Origin of the sequence: Pseudomonas syringae group sp. 243L2 (genome assembly GCF_032587875.1) — a bacterium.
Classification (GTDB): domain Bacteria; phylum Pseudomonadota; class Gammaproteobacteria; order Pseudomonadales; family Pseudomonadaceae; genus Aquipseudomonas; species Aquipseudomonas amygdali.
Window position 1 is genome coordinate 42,221 of sequence record NZ_JAWHPL010000028.1, and the last position, 26,296, is coordinate 68,516.

Annotated in this window: 23 protein-coding genes; 8 read left to right on the forward strand and 15 right to left on the reverse strand. The window is 59.0% G+C overall.

All coding sequences use genetic code 11. The features are described from left to right. Positions 1-53: 53 nt before the first annotated feature. From RYB66_RS19910 to ppsA, 4 genes are all read right to left on the reverse strand, one after another. Entirely contained in the window at positions 54-1,049 is a 996-nt protein-coding gene (locus RYB66_RS19910; RefSeq protein ID WP_002553040.1) for a zinc transporter ZntB, read from the reverse strand. An 11-nt stretch (positions 1,050-1,060) separates the two neighbouring features. After that, the gene (rraA, locus tag RYB66_RS19915; RefSeq protein ID WP_004659258.1) at positions 1,061-1,549 is read right to left on the reverse strand and encodes a ribonuclease E activity regulator RraA; all 489 of its coding nucleotides are present in this window, start codon (positions 1,547-1,549) and stop codon (positions 1,061-1,063) included. Positions 1,550-1,636: 87 nt separating this feature from the next. Beyond that, positions 1,637-2,629: an alpha/beta fold hydrolase gene (locus RYB66_RS19920; protein ID WP_002553038.1), complete on the reverse strand. Its 993-nt coding sequence runs from the start codon at positions 2,627-2,629 to the stop codon at positions 1,637-1,639. A 161-nt stretch (positions 2,630-2,790) separates the two neighbouring features. Next, positions 2,791-5,166, reverse strand: coding sequence for a phosphoenolpyruvate synthase (ppsA, locus tag RYB66_RS19925; RefSeq protein WP_004667524.1), 2,376 nt, complete (start codon positions 5,164-5,166; stop codon positions 2,791-2,793). 205 nt (positions 5,167-5,371) lie between these two features. Between ppsA and RYB66_RS19930 the strand changes: the two genes are divergently transcribed. Beyond that, the gene (locus RYB66_RS19930) at positions 5,372-6,190 is read left to right on the forward strand and encodes a pyruvate, water dikinase regulatory protein (RefSeq protein WP_002553036.1); all 819 of its coding nucleotides are present in this window, start codon (positions 5,372-5,374) and stop codon (positions 6,188-6,190) included. Positions 6,191-6,243: 53 nt separating this feature from the next. On the opposite strand, the gene prpF is transcribed toward RYB66_RS19930, so the two are convergent. The 5 genes from prpF to RYB66_RS19955 form a co-directional block, all read right to left on the reverse strand. Beyond that, positions 6,244-7,425, reverse strand: coding sequence for a 2-methylaconitate cis-trans isomerase PrpF (prpF, locus tag RYB66_RS19935; protein ID WP_046832690.1), 1,182 nt, complete (start codon positions 7,423-7,425; stop codon positions 6,244-6,246). A gap of 136 nt (positions 7,426-7,561) precedes the next feature. Beyond that, positions 7,562-10,150: a Fe/S-dependent 2-methylisocitrate dehydratase AcnD gene (gene acnD, locus RYB66_RS19940; protein ID WP_316895246.1), complete on the reverse strand. Its 2,589-nt coding sequence runs from the start codon at positions 10,148-10,150 to the stop codon at positions 7,562-7,564. A 69-nt stretch (positions 10,151-10,219) separates the two neighbouring features. Further along, positions 10,220-11,347, reverse strand: coding sequence for a 2-methylcitrate synthase (gene prpC, locus RYB66_RS19945; protein ID WP_316895248.1), 1,128 nt, complete (start codon positions 11,345-11,347; stop codon positions 10,220-10,222). A gap of 296 nt (positions 11,348-11,643) precedes the next feature. Beyond that, positions 11,644-12,537 (reverse strand): methylisocitrate lyase, encoded by an 894-nt coding sequence (gene prpB, locus RYB66_RS19950; RefSeq protein WP_005779867.1) that lies wholly within the window; start codon positions 12,535-12,537, stop codon positions 11,644-11,646. After that, positions 12,534-13,241: a GntR family transcriptional regulator gene (locus tag RYB66_RS19955; RefSeq protein WP_005746083.1), complete on the reverse strand. Its 708-nt coding sequence runs from the start codon at positions 13,239-13,241 to the stop codon at positions 12,534-12,536. The genes prpB and RYB66_RS19955 overlap by 4 nt, the downstream gene beginning before the upstream one ends. A gap of 296 nt (positions 13,242-13,537) precedes the next feature. Here RYB66_RS19955 and RYB66_RS19960 point away from each other — a divergent pair, with 296 nt between their 5' ends. The 4 genes from RYB66_RS19960 (at position 13,538) to pabB (ending at position 18,025) form a co-directional block, all read left to right on the forward strand. Beyond that, a complete protein-coding gene (locus RYB66_RS19960) occupies positions 13,538-14,089 on the forward strand; it encodes an ATP-dependent zinc protease (RefSeq protein WP_004664760.1) in 552 nt (183 codons plus the stop codon). Between the two features lie 4 nt (positions 14,090-14,093). Continuing rightward, positions 14,094-15,629, forward strand: a complete 1,536-nt coding sequence (locus RYB66_RS19965) for an inactive transglutaminase family protein (protein ID WP_004659234.1) — start codon at positions 14,094-14,096, stop codon at positions 15,627-15,629. Continuing rightward, positions 15,629-16,606 carry an alpha-L-glutamate ligase-like protein gene (locus RYB66_RS19970; protein ID WP_161794680.1) on the forward strand — a complete coding sequence of 326 codons (978 nt, stop codon included), beginning with the start codon at positions 15,629-15,631 and terminating at the stop codon, positions 16,604-16,606. Before RYB66_RS19965 ends, RYB66_RS19970 begins: the two co-directional genes overlap by 1 nt. Positions 16,607-16,681: 75 nt before the next feature. Next, entirely contained in the window at positions 16,682-18,025 is a 1,344-nt protein-coding gene (pabB, locus tag RYB66_RS19975; RefSeq protein WP_117140381.1) for an aminodeoxychorismate synthase component I, read from the forward strand. Positions 18,026-18,143: 118 nt separating this feature from the next. Here the strand turns inward: pabB and thrH are convergent, their stop codons facing one another. Beyond that, positions 18,144-18,761 carry a bifunctional phosphoserine phosphatase/homoserine phosphotransferase ThrH gene (gene thrH / locus RYB66_RS19980; protein ID WP_316895250.1) on the reverse strand — a complete coding sequence of 206 codons (618 nt, stop codon included), beginning with the start codon at positions 18,759-18,761 and terminating at the stop codon, positions 18,144-18,146. Between the two features lie 139 nt (positions 18,762-18,900). On the opposite strand from thrH, the gene RYB66_RS19985 reads away from it, so the two are divergent. Then, positions 18,901-19,635, forward strand: coding sequence for a phosphoadenylyl-sulfate reductase (locus tag RYB66_RS19985; RefSeq protein ID WP_002553025.1), 735 nt, complete (start codon positions 18,901-18,903; stop codon positions 19,633-19,635). 91 nt (positions 19,636-19,726) lie between these two features. Here the strand turns inward: RYB66_RS19985 and cysB are convergent, their stop codons facing one another. The 4 genes from cysB to RYB66_RS20005 form a co-directional block, all read right to left on the reverse strand. Further along, positions 19,727-20,701: an HTH-type transcriptional regulator CysB gene (cysB, locus tag RYB66_RS19990; protein WP_002553024.1), complete on the reverse strand. Its 975-nt coding sequence runs from the start codon at positions 20,699-20,701 to the stop codon at positions 19,727-19,729. Between the two features lie 159 nt (positions 20,702-20,860). Continuing rightward, a complete protein-coding gene (locus tag RYB66_RS19995; protein ID WP_016980878.1) occupies positions 20,861-21,349 on the reverse strand; it encodes a universal stress protein in 489 nt (162 codons plus the stop codon). A gap of 76 nt (positions 21,350-21,425) precedes the next feature. Further along, entirely contained in the window at positions 21,426-22,346 is a 921-nt protein-coding gene (locus RYB66_RS20000; RefSeq protein WP_016980879.1) for a 5'-nucleotidase, read from the reverse strand. 3 nt (positions 22,347-22,349) lie between these two features. After that, positions 22,350-23,321: a putative 2-dehydropantoate 2-reductase gene (locus tag RYB66_RS20005; RefSeq protein WP_016980880.1), complete on the reverse strand. Its 972-nt coding sequence runs from the start codon at positions 23,319-23,321 to the stop codon at positions 22,350-22,352. A gap of 243 nt (positions 23,322-23,564) precedes the next feature. On the opposite strand from RYB66_RS20005, the gene RYB66_RS20010 reads away from it, so the two are divergent. Further along, positions 23,565-24,641 carry a 3-deoxy-7-phosphoheptulonate synthase gene (locus RYB66_RS20010; RefSeq protein WP_005779881.1) on the forward strand — a complete coding sequence of 359 codons (1,077 nt, stop codon included), beginning with the start codon at positions 23,565-23,567 and terminating at the stop codon, positions 24,639-24,641. An 85-nt stretch (positions 24,642-24,726) separates the two neighbouring features. Here RYB66_RS20010 and RYB66_RS20015 read toward each other — a convergent pair whose 3' ends face one another. Next, entirely contained in the window at positions 24,727-25,014 is a 288-nt protein-coding gene (locus RYB66_RS20015; protein ID WP_002553019.1) for a GNAT family N-acetyltransferase, read from the reverse strand. Between the two features lie 473 nt (positions 25,015-25,487). On the opposite strand from RYB66_RS20015, the gene oprI reads away from it, so the two are divergent. Next, a complete protein-coding gene (gene oprI, locus RYB66_RS20020) occupies positions 25,488-25,739 on the forward strand; it encodes an outer membrane lipoprotei OprI (protein WP_002553018.1) in 252 nt (83 codons plus the stop codon). Positions 25,740-26,296: the final 557 nt, after the last annotated feature.

Sequence of the window (26,296 nt, forward strand, 5' to 3'; positions counted from 1 at the left end):
ACGCGAAAACAACAAGTCACACACGCCCATCAAAAACCCGGACAAGCCCACGCTTATACCCAGCGCAATCGCTTGAATAGCCACCACTGCCCGACGGCCAGCGCGACAATCAGCGAGCACGCCACCAGAAAGCCGTATGAACTGTCAGAACCGGGTATGCCGCCAACATTGATACCCAGCAAACCGGTGAGAAAACTCATGGGCAGGAAGATACCGGTAATGATCCCGAAACGGTACATGGTGCGGTTCATGTGCTCGCGCAAGCGCCTGTCTTCGGACTCCAGCAACAGCCCTACCCGCTCACGGGTCAGCTCGAGCTCTTCCAGATAACGCGTCAGGCTGTTGTTCAGCTCATTCCAGTAATCGGCGTCGTCATGGGCGAACCACGACAGTTTGATCCGCGAGAGCTGGCCATAAATATCGCGCTGCGGCCCGAGAAACCGGCGCAGACCGGCTGCGCGTCGACGAATATGCAGCAGCTTGCCGTGCTCGGGACTGTACCGTTCGTCGGCGTCGGTCTTTTCTTCCTCTTCATCGACCGATTCGGTGAGTTCGCCGACCAGATCCTGGACCTTGTCGGTCAGGTATTGCGCCAGGTACAGGATCAGCTCCGAGGCACTGGTGGGGCCTTTACCCTGCCCCAGCATCTCGATCAGTTCCTCAGTGGCCCGCAGAGGACGCAGACGCAGCGAGATCACCCGCTGAGCAGCGGCAAAAATGCGCACCGAGACCATGTCTTCCGGTTCGGCACCGGGGTTGAGGTTCACCCCGCGCAGAAACAGCAGCAACTCTTGCTCCGGCAACGGCAGCAGGCGCGGCCGGGTGTTCTCTTCAAGCAGCAGGTCGCAGGCAAATTCGCTCAGACCACTACCGGTACGCAGCCAGGTATGGGTCTGCGGATGACTGCGATCCCAATGCAGCCACAGACTTTCCTGCGGCTGCAGCTCAAGGTCCTGCAACTCGGTTCGAGCGATGAAACGCGCCCCGCCTTTACCGTCCAACACAAGGGCATGAACCAGCCCCCACTGCGCGTTTGCTTCATCGAACATGGATATTTCGCTTATTCCGGCATGGTCAGGGGTGAAGGGGAAATGATGACGCCATTGTTGTCGGCATACAGATACTCTCCCGGACGGAAGGTCACGCCACCGAAGGTGACCAACACATTCAGGTCACCGATTCCGCGTTTCTCGGTTTTTTTCGGATGGCTGGCCAACGCCTGAACACCCAGGTCGGTCTGCGCGATGACGTCAACATCGCGGATGCAACCGTAAATCAACATGCCTTCCCAGCCGCTTCTGGCCGCTTTCTCTGCCAGCATGTCACCGAGCAAGGCACAACGCAGCGACCCACCACCGTCGACCACCAACACCTTGCCCTTGCCGTCGAGCTCGACCTGCTCCTTGACCAGCGAGTTGTCTTCGAAACATTTAACGGTGACGATCTGGCCGCCAAACGAATCGCGACCGCCAAAATTGCTGAACATCGGCTCCACGACCTGAATCAGGTCCGGATAGGCGTCACACAGATCGGGGGTGATGTAGTGCATAAGGTCAACTCCTGTCTCGCGAATGGTACGGATCGGCCTGATGAATCAGGCGCGACCGGCTGACGCTAACCATAGCGACTTTAACCGCTAACTGCCCACCGCCGCCTGAAACTCTACAACCTGTTCAGGAACAGACTGCCCGTTCAGCCACTCGATGACCCGCGGCCAGACCTGTTGCTGCGCGGCCTTGCTGACCAGCATGCGCACATGGTCGAAGTCTTCGTCAAAACCGTGCTCGCGCCCCAGGCAAAGAAACTGTTTGTGCTGCGCTGCGCCGATCTGATCAAACAGCGTGCGACAGGCCCACACCGGGTCCTGATGATCGCCAGCCGCAGCAACGGCCAGCACCGGCACCTGAACCTCCTTCAGCCCGGCCCACCAGTTGTTGTCGCGCTCGCCAAAACGCCCGAACAGCCCGTGCCAGCGCAGGCTTTCCAGCACCAGCCCTATTGGCTCGTCTTCCGGCCCACGCTTGAAACGCGGCCCTGAAACATGTTCGAAGGACCTGAGCAACAGCCGCGCGGACCATTGCAGCGGCGGAATTTTCAGCGGCCAGTACGTGCGGCTGACCTGACTGCCGAATAGCGCCACCGACGCTGCAGTGTGCGGCCCCAGGTACTGGCCGCCCAAGGCCGCCGCCAGGGTTGTGCCGCCCAGCGAGTGCCCCATCCAGTGCGGTATCTGACCACTTTGCTCACAGACAAAAGCGGCAATGGCGGGCACGTCGAAACGGGCATAGTCAGCCACACAATTGGCGCGGTAGTTCTGGTTGCGTGCCGACAAGCCGTGCCCGCGCATTTCCGGGATCCATACGTCATAACCGGCACGCGCGAGATACGGCCCCAGACCGATACCTTTGGGCGAATACCAGAAGCGCCGGTTGGAAAAACTGCCATGCAGCAGAATCACCGGGATGCCGCGCACGTCGGGCTGATCGACCAGCCCCAGTCGGGTCACCACCAGCTCGACGCTGGGGTCGGGGCTGTTGGCCGGCTTGAGACGGTAGACGTCCTCGACAAGGTCGCCGCGACGCTCGGCGCTGATCAAGGCAACGGGAAAAAGCTGGCTACTGCTTTGCATATCACTCTTTATCTGGCTTGACAGACGGTATGAAACAACGCGCTCCGGGGCTATCGCGGCACGCCATAAAAAAGGCGGCTTCCGAAGAAACCGCCTTTTTCAAACACCTGAACCAAATGACGGTTCAGGCCACCCTCGCGTCACACGAAGGCCGTGTCGCCTCAGACAGGTGCCTGCGCCTCGGCGAGGAAGAACCAGGTTTCCAGCACCGAATCAGGGTTGAGCGATACGCTCTCGATCCCTTGATCCATCAGCCAGCGCGCCAGATCCGGATGATCGGAAGGACCTTGTCCGCAGATGCCGATGTACTTGCCCGCCTTGTTGCACGCCTGAATGGCATTGGACAGCAACTTCTTGACCGCAGGGTTACGCTCGTCGAACAGGTGAGCAATCACGCCGGAGTCGCGATCAAGGCCAAGTGTCAGCTGGGTCAGGTCGTTCGAGCCGATGGAGAAACCATCGAAATACTCGAGGAACTCTTCGGCCAGAATCGCATTGGACGGCAACTCGCACATCATGATGATGCGCAGGCCATTTTCGCCACGCTTCAGGCCATTGGCCGCCAGCAGGTCGATGACCTGACTCGCTTCACCCAGAGTCCGGACGAATGGCACCATGATCTCGACGTTGGTCAGGCCCATCTCTTCGCGCACGCGCTTGAGCGCACGGCACTCCAGCTCGAAACAGTCGCGGAAGTTCTCGCTGATATAGCGCGACGCACCTCGAAAGCCCAGCATCGGGTTTTCTTCTTCAGGCTCGTATAGCTTGCCGCCGATCAGGTTGGCGTACTCGTTGGACTTGAAGTCCGAGAGGCGCACGATGACCTTTTTCGGCGTGAATGCGGCGGCCAGGGTGCTGATACCCTCGACCAGTTTGTCGACGTAGAAACCGACCGGGTCATGGTAACCGGCGATGCGCTTGTCGACGCTTTCCTTGATTTCCGGTGGCAGCAGCGAATAGTTGAGCAGCGCCTTGGGATGCACGCCGATCATGCGGTTGATGATGAACTCCAGACGCGCAAGACCAACACCGGCGTTGGGTAACTGGGCGAAATCAAACGCACGATCCGGGTTGCCGACGTTCATCATGATCTTGAACGGCAGCTCGGGCATCGCATCGACCGAGTTGGTCTTGATGTCAAAACCCAGCTCGCCTTCAAAGATGTAACCGGTGTCGCCTTCTGCACAGGAAACCGTTACACCCTGGCCATCCTGCAGCGTCTGAGTGGCGTTGCCACAACCGACCACTGCCGGAATGCCCAGCTCGCGCGCGATGATCGCGGCGTGGCAGGTACGACCGCCACGGTTGGTGACAATTGCGCTGGCGCGCTTCATGACCGGTTCCCAGTCCGGGTCGGTCATGTCGGACACCAGCACGTCACCAGGCTGGACCTTGTCCATCTCGGACACGTCCTTGATGATCCGCACCTTGCCCGCGCCGATGCGCTGGCCGATGGCACGACCTTCGACCAGCACCTTGCCGGTCTCCTTGAGCAGGTAGCGTTCCATGACGTTGGCCGAAGCGCGGCTTTTCACGGTTTCCGGACGCGCCTGCACGATGTACAGCTTGCCGTCGTCACCGTCCTTGGCCCATTCGATATCCATCGGGCACTTGTAGTGTTTCTCGATGATCATTGCCTGCTTGGCCAGTTCCGAGACTTCGGCATCGGTCAGGCAGAAGCGCGCACGATCAGCAGGCTCTACGTCGATCACCTTGACCGAACGACCGGCCTTGGCTTCTTCGCCGTAAATCATCTTGATGGCCTTGCTGCCCAGATTGCGACGCAGAATCGCCGGACGGCCAGCAGCCAGCGTGTCTTTATGCACGTAGAACTCGTCCGGGTTGACCGCGCCCTGCACAACCGTCTCGCCCAGGCCGTAGGCACCGGTGATGAACACCACATCGCGGAAACCGGATTCGGTATCCAGAGTGAACATCACGCCCGCCGTTCCGGTTTCGGAGCGCACCATACGCTGCACTCCCGCCGACAGCGCGACCAGCTTGTGGTCGAAGCCCTGATGCACGCGATAGGAAATGGCACGGTCATTGAACAGCGAAGCGAAGACTTCCTTGGCCGCGCGGATAACGTTCTCGACACCGCGAATGTTCAGGAAAGTTTCCTGCTGGCCTGCGAACGAGGCATCCGGCAGGTCTTCAGCGGTCGCGGAAGAGCGCACCGCCACTGCCAGGTTCGGATTGCCGGCCGACAGCTCGGCAAATGCAGTACGAATCTGGGCGTTGAGCGTTTCGGGAAACTCGGCTTCCATGATCCACTGGCGAATCTGCGCACCGGTGCGGGCCAGGGCGTTGACGTCATCGACATCGAGCGCGTCCAGCGCAGCATGGATCTGATCGTTCAGACCGCTCAGCTCAAGAAAATCACGGTAAGCCTGGGCCGTAGTCGCGAAGCCGCCGGGCACTGAGACGCCAGCACCTGCGAGGTTGCTGATCATCTCGCCGAGGGACGAGTTTTTGCCCCCCACGTGCTCTACATCATGGACGCCGAGCTTATCGAGGGAAACTACGTACTCTACCAAGGTGATCTCTCCACTAACTGTGTTTGTTGTTGGGAAAAGCTCATTCACCCGAGCCACCGTTATGTGACCTCGGGCGTGTCTGGCCGGGCGCAGGCCCATGCCTTGAAACCGTGCCTTCAAAAAAGATGCACCTGCAGGCCCTCAGAGCCGGCAGGCACGCCTATGATAGCCAGAATTCGTCAACTGCTTAAGGCCTGGGTCAAAAATGAAACGATCTGCTTTCTTCATCTCGGACGGCACCGGTATCACCGCCGAAACCCTGGGCCAGAGCCTGTTGGCACAATTTGAAAACATTACATTCAACAAGTTCACCAGGCCCTATATCGACAGCGTCGAGAAAGCGCGGGCGATGGTACAACAAATCAATAATGCCGCCGACAAGGACGATGTGCGCCCGATCATCTTCGACACGATCGTCAATCAGGACATCCGCGAGATTCTGGCGACGTCCAACGGCTTCATGATTGACATCTTTTCGACCTTCCTTGCACCGCTGGAGCAGGAGCTTAGTTCACACTCCTCCTATTCGGTGGGCAAATCGCACTCCATCGGGCATAACTCCAACTACATGGAGCGTATCGAGGCAGTCAACTTCGCGCTGGACAACGACGACGGCGCGCGGACGCATTATTACGACAAGGCCGACATCATCCTGGTTGGCGTGTCGCGCTGCGGCAAGACCCCGACCTGCCTGTACATGGCCATGCAATTCGGTATCCGGGCCGCCAACTACCCGCTGACCGAAGATGACATGGAGCGTCTGCAACTGCCTGCGGCACTCAAGGAACACCGCAGCAAACTGTTCGGCCTGACCATCGACCCGGACCGCCTCACCGCAATCCGTCACGAGCGCAAGCCAAACAGCCGCTATTCCAGTTACGCGCAGTGTGAATTCGAAGTGCGCGAGGTAGAGAGCCTGTTCCGCCGCGAGAACATTCCCAACATCAACTCCACGCACTTTTCAGTGGAAGAGATCTCTGCCAAGGTGCTGGTCGAAAAAGGTGTGGAGCGCCGCTTCAAATAACCATTGAAAGTAGCCGCATCAGCGGATTTTTGTAGCTGACTGTTTCAGTCGTTTTACTGTGGCACTCGCACCCAGCCCTCCATCAGCACTCTGGCGCTGCGGCTCATGAGGGCTTTGGTGACTTTCCAGTCAGCGCCTTCCTGAACAGCCTGCGCGCCGACCCGCAGTGTGCCGGAGGGATGGCCGAAGCGCACCGCACTGCGCGCCTGTCCGCCAGCTGCCAGACTGACCAGCGTGCCCGGAATGGCGGCGGCAGTGCCGATGGCAACGGCAGCGGTGCCCATCATCGCGTGATGCAACTTGCCCATCGATACGGCACGCACCAGCAGATCGATATCCTTTGCCGCAACAGGTTTGCCACTCGATGACAGGTAATCGGCAGGCGCTGCTACAAAAGCCACCTTGGGTGTGTGCTGGCGCGTCGCGGCTTCAGCAATGCTACGAATCAGGCCCATGCGCACGGCACCGTGGGCGCGAATGGTTTCCAGACGGGCGAGCGCCTGCGGATCACCATTGATATCGCCCTGCAACTCGGTACCGCTGTAGCCAATATCGGCGGCGTTGACGAAAATTGTCGGGATACCCGCGTTGATCATGGTCGCTTTCAGGGTGCCTATACCGGGCACTTCAAGGTCGTCTACCAGGTTGCCGGTGGGAAACATCGAGCCACCTGCACCCTCTTCGTCCGCTGCCGGATCAAGAAACTCCAGCGCAACCTCTGCGGCCGGAAAAGTCACGCCGTCCAGTTCGAAATCGCCGGTTTCCTGCACCTCGCCGTTGCTGACCGGCACATGGGCGATGATGGTCTTGCCGATGTTGGCCTGCCAGATACGCACCACCGCAAAGCCGTCCTGCGGAACGCGGTCAGGGTCGACCAGACCGCTCGTAATCGCGAATGGCCCCACGGCCGCTGACAGGTTGCCGCAATTGCCGCTCCAGTCGACAAACGGCTTGTCGATGGACACCTGGCCGAACAGGTAATCGACATCGTGGTCGGGCCTGCTGCTGCGCGACACAATCACGCTCTTGCTGGTACTCGACGTCGCGCCGCCCATGCCATCGATCTGCTTTTCATAGGGGTCAGGGCTGCCGATGACCCGCAACAGCAACGCATCCCGCGCCGATCCCGGAATCTGTGCGGCTTCAGGCAGGTCCATCAGCCTGAAAAACACACCCTTGCTGGTGCCGCCACGCATGTAGGTGGCCGGGATGCGGATCTGGGGTAAATGAGCCATGAATTCGTTGTCCTGTTCAAAGAGCGCGCTGCGCGCTCAAAATCGGACGCAGAGCGTCCAGAACTGCATGCCCACGCGGAGCATGGGCACGATAGTGCTCTTGCGCACGCTTATCGTTCTTCACGCTCCAGCGTAGCTACGATGCAGTAGCCTCCAGAAAATCCTGAGCAAAACGCTGCAACACGCCGCCCGCCTCATAAATAGAAAGCTCTTCAGCAGTGTCCAGACGGCATGTCACCGGCACCTCGACGCGTTCGCCGTTACGGCGCTGGATCACCAGCGTCAAGGTCGCGCGCGGTGTGCGCTGACCGACCACGTCGAATGTTTCGCTGCCGTCGATGCCCAGAGTCAGGCGGCTGGTGCCCGGTTTGAACTCAAGTGGCAGCACGCCCATGCCCACCAGGTTGGTGCGATGGATACGTTCGAAGCCTTCTGCGGCAATGGCTTCAACGCCCGCCAGCCTGACGCCTTTGGCAGCCCAGTCACGGGACGAACCCTGCCCGTAATCGGCACCGGCAATGATGATCAACGGTTGCTTGCGGGCCATGTAGGTTTCAATGGCTTCCCACATGCGCGTAACCACGCCCTCGGGTTCGATCCGGGTCAGCGAGCCTTTCCTGACCTTGCCGTCGACCACCGCCATCTCATTGACCAGTTGCGGGTTGGCAAAGGTTGCGCGCTGGGCCGTCAAGTGGTCGCCCCGGTGGGTTGCGTAGGAGTTGAAATCCTCCTCCGGCAGGCCCATTTTCGCCAGATATTCGCCCGCAGCACTGTCCAGCATGATGGCGTTGGACGGTGACAAATGATCGGTGGTGATGTTGTCCGGCAGCACGGCCAGTGCGCGCATGCCCTTGAGCGTGCGCTCCCCGGCCAGCGCGCCTTCCCAATAGGGCGGGCGACGGATGTAAGTGCTCATCGGGCGCCAGTCATACAGCGGCTCGACTTTCGGCCCGGTGTGTTCTTCGATGGCGAACATCGGAATGTAGACCTGACGAAACTGCTCCGGCTTGACCGACGCCTGCACCACGGCATCAATCTCTTCATCGCTCGGCCAGATGTCCTTGAGGCGAATCTCTTTGCCATCGGCCATCCCGAGCACATCGTTTTCGATATCGAACCTGATGGTGCCGGCAATGGCGTAGGCCACCACCAGAGGTGGCGAGGCCAGGAACGCTTGTTTGGCGTAAGGGTGAATACGCCCGTCGAAATTACGGTTACCCGACAACACCGCAGTGGCGTACAGATCGCGGTCGATGATTTCCTGCTGGATCGTCGGGTCCAGCGCGCCGGACATGCCGTTACAGGTGGTACAGGCAAACGCCACGACGCCAAAGCCCAATTGCTCCAGTTCGGACGTCAGCCCTGCGGCATCCAGATACAAGGCCACGGTTTTCGAGCCGGGCGCCAGCGACGACTTCACCCACGGCTTACGCATCAGCCCCAGGCGGTTGGCATTGCGGGCCAGCAGGCCTGCCGAAATCACGTTGCGCGGGTTGCTGGTGTTGGTGCAGCTGGTAATCGCCGCGATGATCACCGCGCCATCGGGCATCTGCCCTGGCACGTCTTCCCACTGCCCGGCAATACCTCTGGCTGCCAGATCCGCAGTAGCGACCCGCGCATGGGGGTTGGACGGCCCGGCCATGTTGCGCACCACGCTGGACAGGTCGAAACTCAGCACCCGCTCGTAGTGCACCTCGCTGAGGCTGTCCGACCAAAGGCCAGTGTGCCGGGCATACAGCTCGACCAGTTTGACCTGCTCGTCCTCGCGCCCTGTCAAACGCAGGTAGTCGATGGTTTGCGAGTCAATGGAGAACATCGCCGCCGTCGCGCCGTATTCAGGCGCCATGTTGGAGATCGTCGCCCGGTCGCCCAGGGTCAGGCTCGACGCGCCTGCGCCATAGAACTCCAGGTAAGCGCCAACCACCTTCTGTTGGCGCAGGTATTCGGTCAGCGCGAGCACTACGTCGGTGGCGGTGATGCCTGGCTGGCGGCGCCCGGTCAGTTCGACACCAATGATGTCCGGCAGGCGCATCCACGAGGCGCGCCCGAGCATGACGTTTTCGGCCTCGAGCCCGCCGACGCCGATGGCAATCACGCCGAGGGCGTCGACGTGCGGCGTGTGGCTGTCCGTGCCCACCAGTGTGTCGGGAAAGGCTACGCCGTCGAGCACCTGCACCACCGGCGACATTTTCTCCAGATTGATCTGGTGCATGATCCCGTTGCCCGGCGGGATCACTTCGACGTTCTTGAACGCCTGCTTGGTCCAGTCAATGAAATGAAAACGGTCTTCGTTGCGACGGTCTTCAATGGCGCGGTTCTTGGCGAACGCCTGCGGGTCGTTACCGTCGGACTCCACTGCCAGCGAGTGGTCGACGATCAATTGCACCGGAACCACCGGGTTGACCAGCGCAGGATCGCCACCCTGCGAAGCGATCGCGTCGCGCAGTCCGGCAAGGTCGACCAACGCGGTCTGACCCAGAATGTCGTGGCAGACCACACGTGCCGGGAACCAGGGAAAATCCAGATCACGCTTGCGCTCGATAAGCTGGGTCAACGAGGCATTCAAGGTCGCCGGATCACAACGGCGCACCAGGTTCTCGGCCAGCACCCGCGAGGTGTAGGGCAGCGTGGCATAGGCGCCGGGCTTGAGCGCCTCGACGGCCGCCCGAGCATCGAAATAATCCAGTCGGGTGCCAGGGAGCGGTTTGCGAAATTCACTGTTCATTGCGGGACTCGATCACGGAGTGTTCGGAATACGGGTGGGGAGCTCGTCGGCGGCTCCCCTGCCCCCTTTTCAGCGCTGTTCCAAGGGTACGAACGCGCGCTGTTCGACGCCGATGTACTCGGCGCTCGGGCGAATGATGCGGTTATTGGCACGCTGTTCGAAAACGTGAGCGGCCCAGCCGGTCAGGCGTGAGCAGACGAAGATCGGGGTGAACAGCTTGGTCGGGATGCCCATGAAGTGATACGCCGACGCATGGTAGAAGTCGGCGTTGGGGAACAGTTTCTTCTGCTCCCACATGACCTTGTCGATGGCCTCGGAAACCGGGAACAGCACCGTATCGCCCACTTCGTCAGCGAGTTTCTTCGACCAGCCCTTGATCACCTCGTTGCGCGGGTCGGACTCCTTGTAGATCGCATGGCCAAAGCCCATGATCTTTTCCTTGCGTTCCAGCATGCCCAGCGTGCCTTTGGTGGCCTCTTCAGCCGAGGTGAAGCGCTGAATCATTTCCATTGCAGCCTCGTTGGCACCACCGTGCAGCGGGCCGCGCAAGGTGCCGATGGCTGCTGTGACGCAGGAATACAGGTCCGACAGCGTCGACGCGCAGACGCGGGCGGTGAAGGTCGAGGCATTGAATTCGTGCTCGGCGTACAGAATCAGCGAGACGTCCATGACCTTGCGGTGCAGTTCGCTGGGCGCCTTGTCGAGCAGCAGGTGCAGGAAATGCCCGCCGATGGAGTCTTCAGCGGTTGTGCAGTCAATGCGTTTGCCGTCATGACTGAAGCGATACCAGTAGCACATGATCGCCGGGAACGCCGCAAGCAAACGGTCGGTTGAGTCGCGCTGCTGATCGAAGCTGCGCTCCGGTTCCAGTGTGCCGAGCATGGAGGCACCCGTGCGCATGACGTCCATCGGGTGAGTGTCGGCGGGTATGCGTTCCAGCACTTCCTTCAAGGCCTGCGGCAGATCGCGCAGGCCCTTGAGTTTGTCCATATAGGCAGACAATTCGGCTTTATCAGGCAGTTCGCCGTACAGCAGCAGATAGGCAACTTCTTCAAAGCGAGCTTCGGCGGCCAGATCGCGCACATCATAGCCGCGATAGGTCAGCCCGGCACCGGCCATGCCCACCGTGGACAACGCCGTCTGCCCGGCCACCTGCCCGCGCAGTCCGGCACCACTCAATACTTTTGCTTCAGCCATGGTTCTCTCCAATTTTGTTTTTTTGATGTTGGACTGACTCTGGCTATCGTGCCAACGCCGGAGTGCTCATCGTTGTACACAAATCCGCTTTTGATTCTGGCCGAAGGCTGTGGGAGCGAACTTGTTCGCAAAAGGGCAGGTATGATCGCCAAAATGCATAGCCTGAAACACCGTATTCGCGAACAGGTTTGCTCCCACGCCCTTCGGGCAGAAGCCTGAAGCCCTGATTAAAGGCTCCCCAATACTTTTTTATAGCGCTGAGCGCTGAAGCGTGGGAACGATAGTCAGATGTGCTTTTACCCTTTCTTCTGCGCAAACAGCGCGTCCAGTTTTTGCTCGAATGTGTGGTAGTCGATGGCGTCGTACAACTCCATGCGCGTCTGCATGCTGTCGACCACGTTCTTCTGGCTGCCATCGCGACGGATTGCGCCGTAGACATTTTCCGCAGCCTTGTTCATGGCACGAAAGGCAGAAAGCGGGTAAAGGACCAGCGACACGTCGGCCGTACGCAACTCATCGACGGTAAACAAGGGCGTAGCGCCAAATTCAGTAATATTGGCCAGGATCGGCACGCCTGCACGGTTGGCAAATTGCTTGTACATCGCCAGTTCGGTGATTGCCTCAGGAAACACCATGTCCGCGCCCGCTTCGATACAGGCCGCGGCACGCTCAAGTGCCGACTCCAGCCCCTCGACCGCCAGTGCATCGGTGCGCGCCATGATCACGAAACTGTCGTCAGTGCGTGCATCTACAGCGGCTTTGATCCGGTCGACCATTTCCTGCTGCGAAACAATTTCCTTGTTCGGGCGATGCCCACAGCGCTTGGCACCCACCTGATCCTCAATATGAATCGCAGCAGCCCCGGCCTTGATCATCGAGCGCACGGTTCGCGCTACATTGAAAGCCGAAGAACCGAAACCGGTGTCGACATCCACCAGCAGCGGCAGGTCGCAGACATCGGTGATGCGGCGCACATCAATCAACACGTCTTCAAGACCGGTAATGCCCAGGTCCGGAATACCCAGTGAACCTGCTGCAACGCCGCCGCCAGAAAGATAGATAGCCTTGAACCCGGCACGTTTTGCGAGCAGCGCGTGATTGGCATTGATTGCGCCGACCACTTGCAACGGCTGTTCACTGGCGACCGCATCGCGGAAACGCTGGCCGGGAGTACTGTTGTTGTGACTCATTGTTCACCTCGGTCGGGAGCCGCCTGAAAGTGGCGCTCAATGTTGCGTCTGGATGCACCGATATGGCGGCGCATCAACAATTCAGCCAGCTCACCGTCGCGATCAGCGATGGCATCGAGAATGCGGTGGTGTTCGGCAAAGGCCTGACGAGGCCGGTTGGGCGTCGTGGAATACTGGATGCGGTACATGCGCACCAGTTGGTACAGCTCGCCACACAGCATCTGGCTGAGGGTACGATTGCCGCTGCCCTGAATGATCCGGTAATGGAAATCGAAATCACCCTCCTGCTGGTAATAGCCGATGCCCGCCTGAAATGCAGCATCGCGCTCATGGGTGTCAAGGACGCCCCGCAACTCATCGATCTCGGCCTGGGTCATGCGTTCGGCGGCCAGGCGACAGGCCATGCCTTCCAGAGACTCACGGATCTCATAAAGCTCTATGAGCTCGGCATGGCTGAGCGCGACGACCCGGGCACCGACGTGCGGCACGCGCACCACCAGTCGCTGCCCTTCGAGCCGGTGAATGGCTTCACGCAACGGCCCACGACTGATGCCGTAGGTGCGAGCCAGCTCCGGTTCGGAGATCTTGCTACCAGGGGCAATCTCGCCTTTCACAATAGCGGATTGAATGCGTCGAAAAACGTTCTCGGAAAGGGTTTCCGAATCATCAACGACTGCCACTGCCTTCTCGACCGCACCCAGCATTGTCGACACCTTTGGTCTTTTAAGACGAAAATCTAGCCATAAACCGCAGATCAGTCAAAATAAAATAGGTGATTGTCGACAATATATCAAATGGATGTAAAAGCCTCCTGCAAGAGAACCTGAACAGACATACAGGTTGATCGCTGGCAGCGCCAAGGCTTCATGCTAGAATGCGCCGCGTCCGCACAGCACGCTCCGCACCGAAGCGGCGACTGCGAACTGCCCGCCCTATCACCCTCAGGTCAACTCTATTTGCGCCCTGACCCTGAAGTTGTTCGCTCATCGCGCCAGGATTTATGAGACTGACTAGACTGCCCACACTGCTCTGCCTGCTGTTCTTTTCCGGCCTGCTGCTGCCCAGCGTCAGCCTGGCCGCCAACAAGACAGTCTATGGCCTCAACGAATACGCCAGCCTCATTGAAATCGACGTCGAGATTGCCGCCAAACTGGATACGGGGGCCAAGACCGCTTCACTGAGCGCCCGCGATATCAAGCATTTCAAACGCAATGGCGAAAGCTGGGTGCGCTTCTATATAGCCAGCGACAGCAAGCATATACACCCCATAGAACGGCCTCTGGCCCGGGTCAGCAAGATCAAGCGTCGCGCCGACGACGTTGACCCGAATGAAGAAAACAAATACTCGTCACGTCCGGTGATCAACCTCGATATCTGTATGGGTGAAGCTTTACGCAACATCGAAGTGAACTTGACTGACCGAAGTGCTTTCCAATATCCGCTTTTGATCGGCTCCGAAGCGTTGAAACGCTTCGATGCGCTGGTCGATCCAAGTCTTAAATATGCGGCAGGGAAGCCCGTCTGCGCTTCCGTCGCTCAAAACGCAGAGTAAACCCATGCGCTCTCTTACACTCCATCTGAAGATCCTGATCACTGCCCTTGTAACGCTGGGCATCGCGATCACGGCCTATCAGATACTGGCGCTCGGCATACCCGTCACCGAAGACGAAACCGATGACCTGTGGAACATCGACGCCAAAGTCGAATTCATCGCCAATCCAAAGGATTCGGTGAAGGTCCAGATGTTCGTGCCGCCACTGGCCCACGACTACATCAGCCTCAATGAAAGTTTCATCTCGAACAATTACGGCGTCAGCGTCAACCGCGCTGACGGCAACCGCAAGGTCACCTGGTCTGCCCGTCGTGCCACCGGCAACCAGACGCTTTACTACCGCCTGGTACTGACCAAGCGCTACAGCGGTGAGAAACCCAAGGTCAAAGGGCCGATCTTTCGCGACAGCATGACCGTCGAAGGCCCCGAAAAAATTGCGGCCGAGGCACTGCTGGCCCCGATTCGCCAGCACTCTGCGGACGTGGAAACCTTCATCACCGAAGCCATCAAACGCGTCAACAACCTGAATGACGACAACGTCAAACTTCTGCTGGCGGGCGATACCTCAGCCTCCAACAAGGCCCGGATTACCGAGTTGCTGCTGTCGATTGCCCACGTGCCGCTGGAAAAAGCCCACACCATACGCCTCGATGCCGAACAGCAGACGCCGGAACTCTGGCTGCGCAGCTTCAATGGCAAGGAATGGCTGTACTTCAACCCGGACACTGGTGAAGCCGGTCTGCCGGATGATCGCCTGTTGTGGTGGACCGGTGAAGACGCCCTGGTCAGTGTCGAAGGGGGCAAGAAAGTGCAAGTCACGTTCAGCCTCAATAACAGTGAAATGAACGCCATGCGTCTCGCCAAACTGACCGACGCCAGCACAGACTCCGACTTCCTTGCCTATTCTCTCTACGGGCTGCCACTGCAAACCCAGCAGACCTTCATGGTCATGGTCATGATCCCGATTGGCGTACTGGTCATCCTGATCCTGCGCAACCTGATCGGCCTGCAGACACTGGGCACTTTCACGCCCGTGCTGATTGCCCTGGCGTTCCGCGAAACCCAACTGGGTTTCGGCATTATTCTGTTTACGGTGATCACCGCTCTGGGCTTGTCATTGCGCTCGTACCTGGAGCACCTGAAGTTGCAAATGCTGCCGCGCCTGTCGGTTGTACTGACCTTCGTTGTGGTGCTGATTGCGGCCATCAGCCTGTTCAGCCACAAGCTGGGGCTCGAACGCGGGCTTTCGGTAGCGCTGTTCCCGATGGTGATCCTGACCATGACCATTGAACGCCTGTCGATTACCTGGGAAGAGCGCGGCGGCAGCCACGCCATGAAAGTCGCGATCGGCACGCTGTTCGCGGCATCCTTGGCACACCTGATCATGAGCGTGCCGGAACTGACCTATTTCGTTTTCACCTTCCCGGCAGTGCTATTGATACTGGTCGGCTTCATGCTGGCGATGGGCAGATACCGTGGCTATCGCCTGACCGAACTGGTGCGCTTCAAGGCTTTTCTGAAAGAGGAAAAGACTAAATGATCGGCTGGTGGAAGACCTGGAAGGCGCTTGAGGCCCGCGGCATCATGGGCATCAATCGGCGTAACGCCGACTATGTACTCAAGTACAACAAGCGCAGCCTTTATCCGGTCGTCGATGACAAGATCATCACCAAGGAGCGAGCCATCGCGGCAGGCATTCACGTGCCGGAAATGTACGGAGTGATTTCCACGGAAAAGGAAATCGACCGGCTTGACGATATCATCGGCGCACACAGCGACTTCGTCATCAAGCCCGCCCAGGGCGCAGGCGGCGACGGCATCCTGGTCATCGCCGACCGTTTCGAGGAGCGTTTTCGCACCGTCTCGGGACGCATCATCAGCCACGCGGAAATCGAGCATCAGGTGTCCAGCATTCTCACTGGCCTTTATTCACTGGGCGGCCACCGTGACCGGGCGCTGATCGAATACCGGGTTGTTCCGGACCCGATCTTCAAAAGCATCAGTTATGAGGGCGTGCCGGACATCCGCGTCATCGTGCTGATGGGCTATCCGGTGATGGCCATGCTACGCCTCCCGACCCGCCAGTCAGGCGGCAAGGCCAACCTGCATCAGGGCGCGATTGGCGTCGGTGTGGACCTGGCCACCGGCGTCACCCTGCAAGGCACCTGGCTGAACAACATCATCAGCAAGCACCCGGACACCACCCATTCGGTAGACGGCGTGCAACTGCCCAACTGGGACGGTTTCATGAAGCTTGCCGCCGAGTGTTACGAGCTGTGTGGTCTGGGCTACATCGGTGTCGATATGGTGCTGGACCAGGACAAGGGCCCGCTGATTCTGGAACTCAATGCCCGTCCCGGCCTGAACATTCAGATCGCCAATGACAGTGGCCTGACCCACCGCACCCAGGCCGTCGAGGCGCGTCTGGAACAACTGGCTCTCGAAGGACGCCAGGAATCTGCGCAGGAGCGGGTCAGCTTTGTCCAGGAACTGTTCGGCCACGTGCCCGGCATCTGAACAGACATACCGCTAGGACTGCCGCATCGGCAAGGCTACAATCGCCAGCCGCGTTTCCAAGACCGATATTCGACGATGCCGATCTGCTCGATACACCCCCTGCCCTACAGCGCCGACCCGATCGCGTTCTTTGCGCGAATCCGCGAAGCGCCGGGCGCGGTGCTGCTCGACAGCGGCAGGCCGACCGCCGAGCGCGGCCGATATGACCTGCTCAGTGCATGGCCGCTGCAGGAACTGACCGTTGTCGATGACGAGAATGGGGCCGCCTATCTCCAGCGGTTGCGCGACAGTCTCAAGGCGCTCGGCACTGCGCAATTGCCTGAAGGGTGCAAACTGCCCTTCGCTGGCGGCCTGATCGGTTATCTGGGTTACGAGTTCGGTCGACGCCTGGAACCGCTGCCGGATCAAGCCGTCGACGACCTGCAACTGCCCGAAGCGCGCCTGGGGCTCTACGCCTGGGCGCTGATCAGTGATCATCAGGAGCAGACCAGTCAGCTGATTTTTCACCCTTCCCTGCACGCAAGCGAGCGCAAACGGCTGACTGATCTGTTCTCTGTCTATATCCCTGAGCCGCACACGGAGTTCCGCCTCAGCCAGCCGTTTCAGGCCAGCATCAGCGCGGATCACTATCGACAGGCTTTCGAACGTATTCAGGCCTACATCCAGGCGGGTGACTGTTATCAGGTCAACTTCGCGCAACGCTTTCAGGCGCAGTGTACGGGCGACCCGTGGGCCGCTTATTGTGCACTGCGAGCGGCTTGCCCGACGCCGTTCGCCGGTTACCTGAGCCTGCCGGGGCACGATGCAATCCTGAGCCTTTCTCCGGAACGCTTCGTGCGGGTCAGCGCCAGACAGGTCGAAACCCGCCCCATCAAAGGCACGCGGCCGCGCAGCCCGGACGCCACAGAGGATGCCGCGTTCGCCAACGAGCTGTTGGCCAGCGAGAAGGACCGCGCTGAAAACCTGATGATTGTCGACCTGCTGCGCAATGACCTGGGCCGCAGCTGTAAAATCGGTTCGGTAAAGGTCCCTGAGCTGTTCAGCCTGGAAAGCTACCCCAATGTGCATCATCTGGTGAGCAGCGTGACCGGGGAGCTGGCCGCTGGCAACGATGCACTGGACCTGATTGCGGGCAGCTTCCCTGGCGGCTCCATAACCGGCGCGCCGAAGATCCGCGCCATGCAGATCATTGACGAACTGGAACCGACCCGACGCAGCCTGTATTGCGGCTCATTGATGTACCTGGACGTACGCGGCGAAATGGACAGTTCAATCGCCATCCGCAGCCTGCTGGTCAAGGATGGGCGCATTTCCTGTTGGGGCGGCGGCGGCATTGTGGCGGACTCGAGCTGCGAGGCTGAATATCAGGAAACCTTCACCAAGGTCCGCGTGCTGCTGGAAACGCTTGAGGCGCTCTGAGAGGCTGCGCGATACGCCTACCTCGCTCCGACTATGGTGCCAATGCTCCGCGTTGGCGTGCCTTTCTGGACGCTCCGCGTCCGATCTTGCGCAGGAACCAGAAGTGTAAGCCCTGCGTCTAGAGCGCCAGATCCCGATTCGACGCCTTGATGAACTCTTTTTTCAGCTCATCAAAGGTATGCACCGCCGGAAACTGCGGAAACTCGCGGATCACGTTGTCGGGGGCATGGAACAGGATACCGGCATCGGCCTCGCCCAGCATGGTGGTGTCGTTGTAGGAGTCGCCCGCCGCAATGATCCGGTAGTACAGGCTTTTGAACGCCAGTACCGACTGACGCTTGGGATCTTTCTGACGCAACTGGTAACTGACGACACGGCCGGTTTCATCGGTGATCAGGCGATGACATAGCAGGGTCGGAAACCCCAATTGGCGCATCAGCGGCTGCGAGAACTCGTAAAAGGTGTCGGACAGAATCACTACTTGAAAACGCTCGCGCAACCAGTTGACGAGCTCCACTGCACCTTCCAGCGGCTTGAGGGTGGCGATCACTTCTTGAATGTCCGACAGTTTCAGACCGTGCTCATCGAGAATACGCAGGCGCTGATTCATCAGGACGTCGTAGTCGGGAATGTCCCGAGTGGTTGCGCGCAGTGATTCGATACCGGTTTTTTCGGCAAAGGCGATCCATATTTCCGGGACAAGCACACCTTCCAGGTCCAGACAGGCAATTTCCACAGCGCACTCCTCAAGGCTTTGACTATCAACGCAGGCAGCACTCTAGCCTCTGGTAACGGCCACTGAACAGCGGATTTTGTTACCATTGCCGCCATCACGAGCGCTTAAGCGCCACTCTTGCATTTTAGGAAGCCGCCTGATGAGCCAACCTTTCGACGTCGCTGAACTGGCGACGACCTATGCGAACAAGTCTGCACAAGACATTCTGAAACTGGCCTTCGAACACTTCGGTGACGAACTATGGATCTCCTTTAGCGGCGCCGAAGACGTCGTGCTGGTAGACATGGCCTGGAAGCTGAACAAAAACGTCAAGGTCTTCAGTCTCGACACCGGACGCCTGCACCCGGAAACCTATCGTTTCATTGAACAGGTCCGTGACCACTACAAGATCGAGATCGAAATCATCTCGCCGGACCAGAGCAAGCTCGAACCGTTCGTCAAGGAAAAAGGCCTGTTCAGCTTTTACCGGGATGGTCATGGCGAATGCTGCGGCGTCCGCAAGATCGAACCGCTGCGCCGCAAACTGTCTGGCGTCACAGCCTGGGCCACCGGCCAGCGCCGCGACCAGAGCCCTGGCACACGCAGCGCCGTTGCCGCGCTGGAAATCGACAGCGCGTTCTCGACCGCCGAACGCACGCTGTACAAATTCAACCCGTTGGCGCAGATGAGCAGCGAAGAAATCTGGGGCTACATCCGCATGCTGGAACTGCCCTACAACAGCCTGCACGAGCGTGGTTTCATCAGCATCGGCTGCGAACCCTGCACCCGCCCGGTATTGCCGAACCAGCACGAACGCGAAGGTCGCTGGTGGTGGGAAGAAGCCACACAGAAGGAGTGCGGGCTGCATGCAGGCAACCTGATAGCGCGCAACTGACGTTGCGAGCGGCAAGCCTCAAGCTGCGAGCCTCAAGTCAGAGCGCGTAAGGCTCTGGCTCCGGCTTGTAGCCAAAAGCTTGCCGCTGCTACTAGTGCACCGGCAGTTCGACGTTGGCAAACAGCTCTTCCATTTCCTGTTTGTTGTGGCACTGAATCGCCTTGGCCATGACTTCGCGGGTCAGGTGCGGGGCGAACTTTTCGATGAAATCGCACATAAAGCCACGCAGGAAGGTGCCACGACGGAAAGCGATCTTGGTCACGCTGGACTCGAACAGGTCGCTGGCGTCCAGTACCACCAGATCGCTGTCGACTTCTTCGTCGACCGCCATCCTTGCAACAATGCCCACGCCCAGATTCAGTCTGACGTAGGTCTTGATCACGTCAGCATCCGCAGCCGTAAACACGACCTTGGGCACCAGTCCCCGATGACTGAACGCTTCATCGAGCTTGGAGCGGCCGGTAAAACCGAATACGTAAGTCACAATCGGGTACTCGGCCAGCAGCTCGAGGGTGAGCTTGGGCACCTTGGTCAACGGGTGGCCCTGTGGCACAACGACGCAACGGTTCCAGCGGTAGCACGGCATCATTACCAGATCGCTGAACTGCTCAAGCGCTTCGGTGGCAATAGCGAAATCGACCGTCCCGTCAGCGGCCATTTCGGCGATCTGCATTGGCGAGCCCTGATGCATGTGCAGGGCCACGTCAGGGTACTGCTTGATAAAATTACTGATAACCGACGGCAACGCATAACGCGCTTGGGTGTGAGTGGTTGCGATCGACAGTGTGCCCTTCTTCTCGTTGGAGAACTCCTGAGCAATCTGCTTGATGCTTTCGACCTTGCGCAGAATCTCGCCTGCGGTGGTGATAATCCGCTCGCCTGCGGGTGTCACGCGCGTCAGGTGCTTGCCGCTACGGGCGAAAACCTCTACGCCCAGCTCGTCTTCAAGCAGACGAATCTGCTTGCTGATGCCTGGCTGGGAGGTGTAAAGGCTCTGGGCCGTCGCAGAAACGTTGAGGTCGTGGTGCGCCACTTCCCAAATGTAGCGCAGTTGTTGGAGCTTCATATGTATCCCTCAAAGCAGATAAACCCTATGGGTATCAGCGACGGTATATAACTGGATTAATGGTGAGACGAATAATTCTAGAACTTTTTATCACCTTTGTAAGGTGATCGCACGCTCGATTTCACTAAAACCACCAATTGAACCTTCCTTTCCCTACCCTCACTCCTTTTTCAACATCATCGGAACCATGTAGACCGGCACATCGGAAAATTGCAGGACTCTGGCAGCCGTTCGGCCTATCGATGTGCCCTCTTCTATCCTGCGGCTGTGACTGCCCACCACCAGCAAATCCACCTCCAGCTTGTGCGCCTGCTCGATAATCACACTGGCAGGTTCTCCCTGAACGACACGTATCGTACGGATCAGGGAAAGGTCCGCGTGGCCGTCCCCCAGCTCCTCACGAAACCCGTCGAGCACTCGCTGCTCTATGACGTCCAGAAACGTATTGACCCCCTTGCCACGAAGTTCTTTCAACGCCTCCTCGCCCAGATGACTCTGCAGTACCGACTCGGCGAACAGGCCCATCGGCTCAACGACATGGATTACATACAGCCCTGCGTTGAACGTTCGAGCCAGCGCCAGCGCGTGCTGCGTTACATAAGGCGCGTACAGACCAAGGTCTGTGGCATACAGCATCGAACGAACCATACAACCTCCCGAACAACCGGAATGGCGGAGATTGACTCAGCGTAGCAGCGCATCATCGGCTGCGACGACAGACTTCTCAGCTGCCGTCGGCAAGCGGCGTTAATTCATTGCTGATGCCATGCGGAACATGTCCGGTTGCCACCACTTCACGCGCCTTTTCGCAGTGACCGGGCTGATCGTCGAAAAACACATCGGCGGCAAATGCCTCAAGAAAAGCCGACTTCTGCAAGCCGCCGAGAAACAACGACTCGTCGAGACGAATATCCCATTCGCGCAAGGTGCGGATCACCCGTTCATGTGCGGGTGCAGAGCGGGCCGTGACCAGCGCGGTACGAATCGGGCAGCTCGCGTCGGGAAACTCGCGCTGCAATTGGTAGAGCGCGGCGAGAAACGGCTTGAAGGGGCCGCCACGCAACGGCTCGCGCGCCGACTCACGCTCGCTGGCCTGAAAGGCAGCCAGGCCGCCGCTCTGATAAACCCGCTCCGATTCGTCGGAAAACAACACGGCGTCACCGTCGAACGCGATACGCAGCTCGGCGCTGGCTGCACGTCGTGCACCGCCTGAAAGGATGGTCGCCGCAGCAAAACCGGCATCCAGTGCGCTGCGCACATCCTCGGCGTGGGTAGACAAAAACAGATGGCAGCCAAACGCCGCCAGATAAGGATAAGGACTGCGTCCGCCTGCAAAGGCAGCACGACTGATGTCCAGGCCGTAATGCTGGATCGAGTTGAAGACCCGCAAGCCGGTATCGGCGCTGTTGCGCGACACCAGCACCACTTCCACGCGCGCCTTGTCCAGGCTGGCATTGAGGCTCAGAAGTTTTTCAACCAATGGGAAAGCGTCGCCCTGTTCGAGAATCTCATCCTCGTGCTCAATCTGATACTTGCGGTAGGCCTCCACGCCGTCGGCCATATACACCTCGTGGCTGTCGCGAAGATCGAACAGCGCCCGCGATGAAATCGCCAGGACCAGCTTATGGCCATCAGCCTCTTTCATGAATCATTCCTCGTTTGCCGAGCGGTTGGCACGGTCAATAAATGCCAGTGCCTGATAAAGCGCCCGCACGCGGGGCATGTCAAACCCTGCGGCAAGCGCGGCTGCGAGGGGCCGGGCGTAAATGGCTTCAAGCTCCAGTGGCCGCTTCTCGACCAGGTCGTGGTACATGCTGGGCCTGTAGTCCGGCATGCTCTGGGTCACGGTAAACAGATGCTGCGCGAACCCCGGCGGCAAGGCATGGCCACAGGCCTGGGCACCCTGCACCACTTCATCCATCAGCGCCTGGATCAATGCCTGACTGTCAGGGTCGGTCATCAATTGGCTGGTACTGGTCTGCAACAAAGCCGACAGACCGTTGTAGGGCACATTCCAGACCAGCTTCTGCCAGCGGGCCTGCTGCAGATTAGCCATGACAGGGGCGTCGATGCCGGCCGTCTTGAACAGCGCCGCGCAGGCTTCGACGACCGCCATGCGGCTCGCTTCGTCGCCTGCCGGGCCGCTGTGATAGCCGATACTGACCGCGCCGAAGGCTTCATGAGCGACGACGCCGGGCGCAACCCGGTTGACACAGACGAAACATAGCCCGCCCAATATATGCAGGCTGTCGGGCAGCACGCTGCGCAACTGATCTTCGACGGCCAGACCGTTCTGCAGCAGCAACACCTTGGCGTCCGGCGCAGCAGCCTGGCTGATGATCGGACCCAGCGCGGCGTTGCCGGTGCTCTTGGTGCCCACCAGCAACCAGTCGCAAGGCGGCATGTCAGCCGCCGAGCGATAGGCTTTAACGGGCTTGAGATGCAAGTCGCCATGCACGGCACTATTGACCTGCAATCCCTCGCGCGCCACCGCCTCAAACTCGCTGCGCAGCAGAAAATGCACGTCGTATCCGGCACGCGCCAGCATCAGCCCGTAAAAGCCGCCAATGGCACCGGTACCTATAACGCCGACACGCGGACGACGGGAATCAACACTCATGACCTCTCCCTTGGCTGTCAGGTTATTTCGGGCCATACACTATCCGTCGCAGCGGATTGTCTTGCAATACAGCAGCGCGGCCCGGCGGGCAGTTACCCGTAACCTGCCCGATACCTCGTTTACTTATTGTCGAACAGCGCGATAACGCGCTAAGGTTCGGCTCCCCGCTGCGCTCAAACCTGCTGGGCACCGCCGCACGGGGTACCGTTGGCGGCCAGTACCCGCGACCTGATGAGTAACACGATGGCTGATTTACCGATTGACGACCTTAACGTTGCCTCCAACGAGACTCTGATCACCCCGGATCAGCTCAAGCGCGACATACCTCTGACCGACGCCGCCCTGCACACCGTCAGCCAGGGCCGCGAGGTGATTCGCAACATCCTCGATGGCAATGATCACCGCCTGTTCATCGTGATCGGCCCCTGCTCGATCCACGACCTGAAGGCAGCCAAGGAATACGCCGAGCGCCTCAAGGCATTGGCGGCAGAAGTGTCCGACACGCTGTATCTGGTCATGCGCGTCTATTTCGAGAAGCCACGTACTACCGTGGGCTGGAAAGGCCTGATCAACGATCCATACCTGGATGACTCGTTCAAGATCCAGGATGGCCTGCACATCGGTCGCCAGTTGCTGCTGGACCTGGCTGAAATGGGCTTGCCAACCGCCACCGAAGCACTGGACCCGATCTCCCCGCAATATCTGCAGGACCTGATCAGCTGGTCGGCCATTGGCGCGCGCACCACCGAATCCCAGACTCACCGCGAGATGGCTTCCGGCCTGTCGTCGGCAGTCGGCTTCAAGAACGGCACCGATGGCGGCCTGACCGTTGCCATCAACGCCTTGCAATCGGTCTCGAGCCCGCACCGCTTCCTCGGTATCAATCAGGAAGGTGGCGTATCGATCGTGACCACCAAGGGCAATGCCTACGGCCATGTCGTGCTGCGCGGCGGCAATGGCAAGCCCAACTATGATTCGGTCAGCGTCGCCCTGTGCGAACAGGCCCTTAACAAGTCCGGCATTCGCCCAAACATCATGGTCGACTGCAGCCACGCCAACTCCAACAAGGATCCGGCCCTGCAGCCGCTGGTGATGGAAAACGTCGCCAACCAGATTCTGGAAGGCAACGAATCGATTATCGGCCTGATGGTCGAGAGTCACTTGAACTGGGGCTGTCAGGCGATTCCGAGGGACCTGTCGGAATTGCAGTACGGCGTATCCATTACCGATGCCTGCATCGATTGGGAAAGCACTGAAAAAACCCTGCGCAGCATGCACGCGAAACTCAAGACTGTACTGCCCGCTCGCAAGCGCAAGTAACTGCCTGACCGATTAACCTGCAATAACGAAAACGCCGAGCATATGCTCGGCGTTTTTCATGCTGACGGTCAGTAAACTCGATGTATCAGAGCTTGGCCGCCTGGGACTGCAGGTCATGCAGTTCCATGTATCGCTCGACGTAAGAGCAGGACGGTATGACGGAGTAGCCCATGCTGCCTGCATAGTCCAGGGCCTCCTTGGTCAGGGCGGCGGCTATACCGCGTCCACGCAAGGCATCGGGCACAAAGGTCCGGTAGAAATCCAGCGTCTGCTTGCCGAGATCCATGTACGTCAGGTAGGCACGGTGGCCGTCGATAATGATTTCGAAATGGTGGCCGACTTCGTCATGGTGGATGGACAACGCCTCGCTCATCGTTACTCCTCGCGGGTCTTGGAATTTGACCCCTACCTTACCGGTCTTTTTCAGGCGAAGGAACATCTACGCCGCCCAGTGCCTGTTTTCGACACCGGATAAGAGCATTGCCGATCTCGACGTACATCACACTGAGATAGTAGGCACCATTACCGGATATGCTCAAGCGCAGTTGGATTAAAAACGCCTGGAAATGCTCCCGCACCGACCGACAGTCAAACATCTAAGGTTTTTGCAGATTTTCAAACGCGTTCTGCGGAACCGCCGATATGGAAAGGGGTCCAGTGAAAGTGGATAGTTTTTGTACAGAACGCTTGAGAAGTAACGCGGAACACTTTCAAAGCAGGGAATTTTAGCAGCTTCTTGCGCTGGGTCCGTTTACTTACTACAAACAATGGGTACTATGTACGCCGGTCGTTTTCTCATTTTCGAGAGATGACTAATTTGAACAAAATTCCTTGAAGGTGAACACGATGAACAACGTTCTGAAATTCTCTGCTCTGGCTCTGGCCGCAGTTCTGGCTACCGGTTGCAGCAGCGTATCCAAAGAAACCGAAGCTCGTCTGACAGCTACCGAAGACGCAGCAGCTCGTTCGCAAGCACGTGCCGACGAAGCCTACCGCAAGGCTGACGAAGCTCTGGCTGCTGCTCAAAAAGCTCAGCAAACTGCTGACGAAGCCAACGAGCGCGCTCTGCGCATGCTGGACAAAGCTAGCCGCAAGTAATAATCCCCCGGGATTATTGAAAGCCGATCCGGCAACGGGTCGGCTTTTTTTATGCCTGTTATCTGGCTGGGTGACTTTGTTATCCCAGACGCCTCTCGTTCCTCACGCTCCGCGTGGGAATGCAGTTCGTGACGCTCTGCGTCACACAGCGGTTCTGCGATGTCAGGTGGATCGGGGTTCGACTCAGGTCACCTTTGTTATCCCAGACGCCTCTCGTTCCTCACGCTCCGCGTGGGAATGCAGTTCGTGACGCTCTGCGTCACACGGCGGTTCTGCGATGTCAGGTGGATCGGGGTTCGACTCAGGTCACCTTTGTTATCCCAGACGCCGCTCGTTCCTCACGCTCCGCGTGGGAATGCAGTTCGTGACGCTCCGCGTCACACAGCGGTTCTGCGACTTGAGGTGGATTGAGGTTCGACTCAGGTCACCTTTGTTATCCCAGACGCCGCTCGTTCCTCACGCTCCGCGTGGGAATGCAGTTCGTGACGCTCTGCGTCACACGGCGGTTCTGCGATGTCAGGTGGATCGGGGTTCGACTCAGGTCACCTTTGTTATCC